The 5,413-nt window shown below is 53.6% G+C and carries 2 rRNA genes; both read left to right on the top strand.

The features are described from left to right. Positions 1-188 precede the first annotated feature (188 nt). Positions 189-1,714 (top strand): 16S ribosomal RNA (locus CIK76_RS06620). Positions 1,715-2,218: 504 nt separating this feature from the next. Continuing rightward, a 23S ribosomal RNA gene (locus CIK76_RS06615) occupies positions 2,219-5,350 on the top strand. The 16S and 23S rRNA genes sit together here, the layout of an rRNA operon. Positions 5,351-5,413: the final 63 nt, after the last annotated feature.

The raw sequence follows: 5,413 nt of genomic DNA, 5'->3' as shown, positions 1-5,413 counted from the left end.
AGTGTTTGTTGTTTGAGAACTCAATAGTGTGCCAAGTTTATTGATACCGAATTATTTTTAATTTGGTGGATATATAACATTTGCTTGGAATGATGCACCCCCGTGTGTTGTTTCAAGTGTTTTTATTCGCCAGGACTTCATTGGCTTCGCTCTTATTTTCCGAGGGGTTGCTGATGGCTTTTTATTTTTTTATGGAGAGTTTGATCCTGGCTCAGGATGAACGCTGGCGGCGTGCTTAACACATGCAAGTCGAACGATGACCCCCAGCTTGCTGGGGTGATTAGTGGCGAACGGGTGAGTAACACGTGAGTAACCTGCCCCCGACTCTGGGATAAGCCCGGGAAACTGGGTCTAATACTGGATATGACCTTTGACCGCATGGTTTTTGGTGGAAAGATTTATCGGTTGGGGATGGACTCGCGGCCTATCAGCTTGTTGGTGAGGTAATGGCTCACCAAGGCGACGACGGGTAGCCGGCCTGAGAGGGTGACCGGCCACACTGGGACTGAGACACGGCCCAGACTCCTACGGGAGGCAGCAGTGGGGAATATTGCACAATGGGCGAAAGCCTGATGCAGCGACGCCGCGTGAGGGATGACGGCCTTCGGGTTGTAAACCTCTTTCAGTAGGGAAGAAGCGAAAGTGACGGTACCTGCAGAAGAAGCGCCGGCTAACTACGTGCCAGCAGCCGCGGTAATACGTAGGGCGCAAGCGTTATCCGGATTTATTGGGCGTAAAGAGCTCGTAGGCGGTTTGTCGCGTCTGCCGTGAAAGTCCGAGGCTCAACCTCGGATCTGCGGTGGGTACGGGCAGACTAGAGTGATGTAGGGGAGACTGGAATTCCTGGTGTAGCGGTGAAATGCGCAGATATCAGGAGGAACACCGATGGCGAAGGCAGGTCTCTGGGCATCTACTGACGCTGAGGAGCGAAAGCATGGGGAGCGAACAGGATTAGATACCCTGGTAGTCCATGCCGTAAACGTTGGGCACTAGGTGTGGGGGACATTCCACGTTTTCCGCGCCGTAGCTAACGCATTAAGTGCCCCGCCTGGGGAGTACGGCCGCAAGGCTAAAACTCAAAGGAATTGACGGGGGCCCGCACAAGCGGCGGAGCATGCGGATTAATTCGATGCAACGCGAAGAACCTTACCAAGGCTTGACATGTTCCAGACCGCCTCAGAGATGGGGTTTCCCTTCGGGGCTGGTTCACAGGTGGTGCATGGTTGTCGTCAGCTCGTGTCGTGAGATGTTGGGTTAAGTCCCGCAACGAGCGCAACCCTCGTTCCATGTTGCCAGCACGTAAAGGTGGGGACTCATGGGAGACTGCCGGGGTCAACTCGGAGGAAGGTGGGGATGACGTCAAATCATCATGCCCCTTATGTCTTGGGCTTCACGCATGCTACAATGGCCGGTACAATGGGTTGCGATACTGTGAGGTGGAGCTAATCCCTAAAAGCCGGTCTCAGTTCGGATTGGGGTCTGCAACTCGACCCCATGAAGTCGGAGTCGCTAGTAATCGCAGATCAGCAACGCTGCGGTGAATACGTTCCCGGGCCTTGTACACACCGCCCGTCAAGTCACGAAAGTTGGTAACACCCGAAGCCGATGGCCTAACCACCTTGTGTGGGGGGAGTCGTCGAAGGTGGGACTGGCGATTGGGACTAAGTCGTAACAAGGTAGCCGTACCGGAAGGTGCGGCTGGATCACCTCCTTTCTAAGGAGCTAACCAATTATTGGTTGCCCGTTTCTGTCACGAGTGTTGGCAGGCGGGTTGCTCATGGGTGGAATATCAATGAACTCAGTACCGGAAAACGCGTCGACTTTATGGTTGGTGTGGGGTATTGGCTATGGCTGCATGGTGTTCATGCTCTTTTAGTACGCGTCCCTTTGGGGGTGTTGGAATGAGGGTGTGGGGGCCAGGTGGTTTGTATGGTTTGGCATGCTGTTGGGTTTTGAGGCAACAAGCGTCCTGTCCCTTTGGGGGTGGGTGTTTGGTGTTTCAGTGTTTGTCCTGTGTCTTTGCGCGCTGGCTTAATGGGTTCCCTTGTGGGGTCTTTGGTCGGTGGTGTGGGGGTGTGGGGTTGTTGTTTGGGAACTGTATAGTGAACGCGAGCATCTTATAAGATGACCATGCCGGGAGCCCTTTTGGGGTGTTCTTGTGTGGTTGTTTTGTGATTTTGTTGATTGTTTTATTGCTCAATCTGAGACTTTGATTTGTGTTGAAGTTTTTAAGGGCGCACGGTGGATGCCTTGGCATCAGGAGCCGATGAAGGACGTGGGAATCTGCGATAAGCCTGGTGGAGTCGATAACCGGACGTTGAGACCAGGATTTCCGAATGGGGAAACCCCGTACGGTGTCATGCCGTATGACCTGCAGCTGAATGTATAGGCTGTGTGGAGGGAACGCGGGGAAGTGAAACATCTCAGTACCCGCAGGAAGAGAAAACAATAGTGATTCCGTTAGTAGTGGCGAGCGAACGCGGATGGGGCTAAACCGGTTGGTGTGTGATAGCGGATAGGCGTTGCATCACCGGGGTTGTGGGGCCTACATGTGCTAACCCTATCTGGTTAGCGGGATGAGGTGCAGGCGTATAGGTGAATCGGTTGGAATGCCGGACCAGAGAGGGTGATAGTCCCGTAGGTGTAATGCGTGTCTGCCGTTCTAGTGTGGGTACCCGAGTAGCACGGGGCTCGAGAAATCTTGTGTGAATCTGCCAGGACCACCTGGTAAGCCTGAATACTACCTGATGACCGATAGTGAATCAGTACCGTGAGGGAATGGTGAAAAGTACCCCGGGAGGGGAGTGAAATAGTACCTGAAACCGTGCGCTTACAATCCGTTAAAGCATCCCACTTGTGGGGTGTGATGGCGTGCCTTTTGAAGAATGAGCCTGCGAGTTAGTGCTGTGTCGCGAGGTTAACCCGTGTGGGGAAGCCGTAGCGAAAGCGAGTCTGAATAGGGCGTTTGAGTGGCACGGTCTAGACCCGAAGCGAAGTGATCTACCCATGGCCAGGTTGAAGCGCGTGTAAGAGCGCGTGGAGGACCGAACCCACTTCAGTTGAAAATGGAGGGGATGAGCTGTGGGTAGGGGTGAAAGGCCAATCAAACTTCGTGATAGCTGGTTCTCCCCGAAATGCATTTAGGTGCAGCGTTACGTGTTTCTTACCGGAGGTAGAGCTACTGGATAGCTAATGGGCCCTACAAGGTTACTGACGTTAGCCAAACTCCGAATGCCGGTAAGTGAGAGCGTAGCAGTGAGACTGTGGGGGATAAGCTTCATAGTCGAGAGGGAAACAGCCCAGAACGCCAACTAAGGCCCCTAAGCGTGTGCTAAGTGGAAAAGGATGTGGAGTTGCTGTGACAACCAGGAGGTTGGCTTAGAAGCAGCCACCCTTGAAAGAGTGCGTAATAGCTCACTGGTCAAGTGATTCCGCGCCGATAATGTAGCGGGGCTCAAGCACACCGCCGAAGTTGCGTCATTCAAATATTTGCCTGGTTTCGATTGGGCGTTTGGATGGGTAGGGGAGCGTCGTGTGGACGGTGAAGTCGCGGTGTAAACCAGCGGTGGAGACCACACGAGTGAGAATGCAGGCATGAGTAGCGAATGACGGGTGAGAAACCCGTCCGCCGAATGATCAAGGGTTCCAGGGTCAAGCTAATCTGCCCTGGGTGAGTCGGGACCTAAGGCGAGGCCGACAGGCGTAGTCGATGGACAACGGGTTGATATTCCCGTACCGGCGAAGAACCGCCCATACTGAGCTTTTGATGCTAACCACCATTGAGCATGATGTTGTGGCCTTCGGGCTGCTTTTGTGTGAGGTGCTGGGAACCGATTTTGTGAGGTAAGCGTATTAACAGGTGTGACGCAGGAAGGTAGCCGAGCCAGGCAATGGAATTGACCTGGTCCAAGGGTGTAGGCCGAGAGATAGGCAAATCCGTCTCTCATTTATGGTTGAGACCTGATAGGCACCCACTTTGGTGGGTGATTTGGTGATCCTATGCTGCCTAGAAAAGCATCGGCGCGAGGTTCTAGTCGCCCGTACCCCAAACCGACACAGGTGATCAGGTAGAGAATACTAAGGCGATCGAGAGAATCATGGTTAAGGAACTCGGCAAAATGCCCCCGTAACTTCGGAAGAAGGGGGGCCTGCCCCGTGAGGAAGACTTGCTCTTCTTTTGCGGGTGTGGGCCGCAGAGACCAGGGGGAAGCGACTGTTTACTAAAAACACAGGTCCGTGCGAAGTCGCAAGACGATGTATACGGACTGACTCCTGCCCGGTGCTGGAAGGTTAAGAGGACCGGTTAGCAACTTGTTGCGAAGCTGAGAATTTAAGCCCCAGTAAACGGCGGTGGTAACTATAACCATCCTAAGGTAGCGAAATTCCTTGTCGGGTAAGTTCCGACCTGCACGAATGGAGTAACGACTTCCCCGCTGTCTCAACCATGAACTCGGCGAAATTGCAGTACGAGTAAAGATGCTCGTTACGCGCAGCAGGACGGAAAGACCCCGAGACCTTTACTATAGTTTGGTATTGGTGTTCGGTGCAGCTTGTGTAGGATAGGTGGGAGACTGTGAAGCTCGGACGCTAGTTCGGGTGGAGTCATCGTTGAAATACCACTCTGGCTGTACCGGTCACCTAACTTCGGACCATGATCTGGTTCAGGGACAGTGCCTGATGGGTAGTTTAACTGGGGCGGTTGCCTCCTAAAATGTAACGGAGGCGCCCAAAGGTTCCCTCAGCCTGGTTGGCAATCAGGTGTCGAGTGTAAGTGCACAAGGGAGCTTGACTGTGAGAGTGACAGCTCGAGCAGGGACGAAAGTCGGGACTAGTGATCCGGCGGCACCTCGTGGAAGGGCCGTCGCTCAACGGATAAAAGGTACCTCGGGGATAACAGGCTGATCTTGCCCAAGAGTCCATATCGACGGCATGGTTTGGCACCTCGATGTCGGCTCGTCGCATCCTGGGGCTGGAGTAGGTCCCAAGGGTTGGGCTGTTCGCCCATTAAAGCGGTACGCGAGCTGGGTTTAGAACGTCGTGAGACAGTTCGGTCCCTATCCGCTGCGCGCGTTGGAAATTTGAGAAGGGCTGTCCTTAGTACGAGAGGACCGGGACGGACAAACCTCTGGTGTGTCAGTTGTACTGCCAAGTGCACCGCTGATTAGCTACGTTTGGAAGGGATAACCGCTGAAAGCATCTAAGCGGGAAGCCTGCTTCGAGATGAGATTTCCATGCACCTTGAGTGTGAGAGGCCCCCAGCTAGACCACTGGGTTGATAGGCAGGATGTGGAAGCAAGGACTAAAGACTTGTGTAGCTGACCTGTACTAATAGGCCGATGACTTACAACACACAGTAAAGCAATCGTTGAAGACAATGATGCTCGCGTTCACTATACGGTTACGAGACAACAAC

Source organism: Glutamicibacter sp. BW80, assembly GCF_002332385.1.
Classification (GTDB): Bacteria; Actinomycetota; Actinomycetes; order Actinomycetales; family Micrococcaceae; genus Glutamicibacter.
Note: the sequence above shows the minus strand (reverse complement) of the source record. Positions and strands in the feature narration are given on the sequence as shown.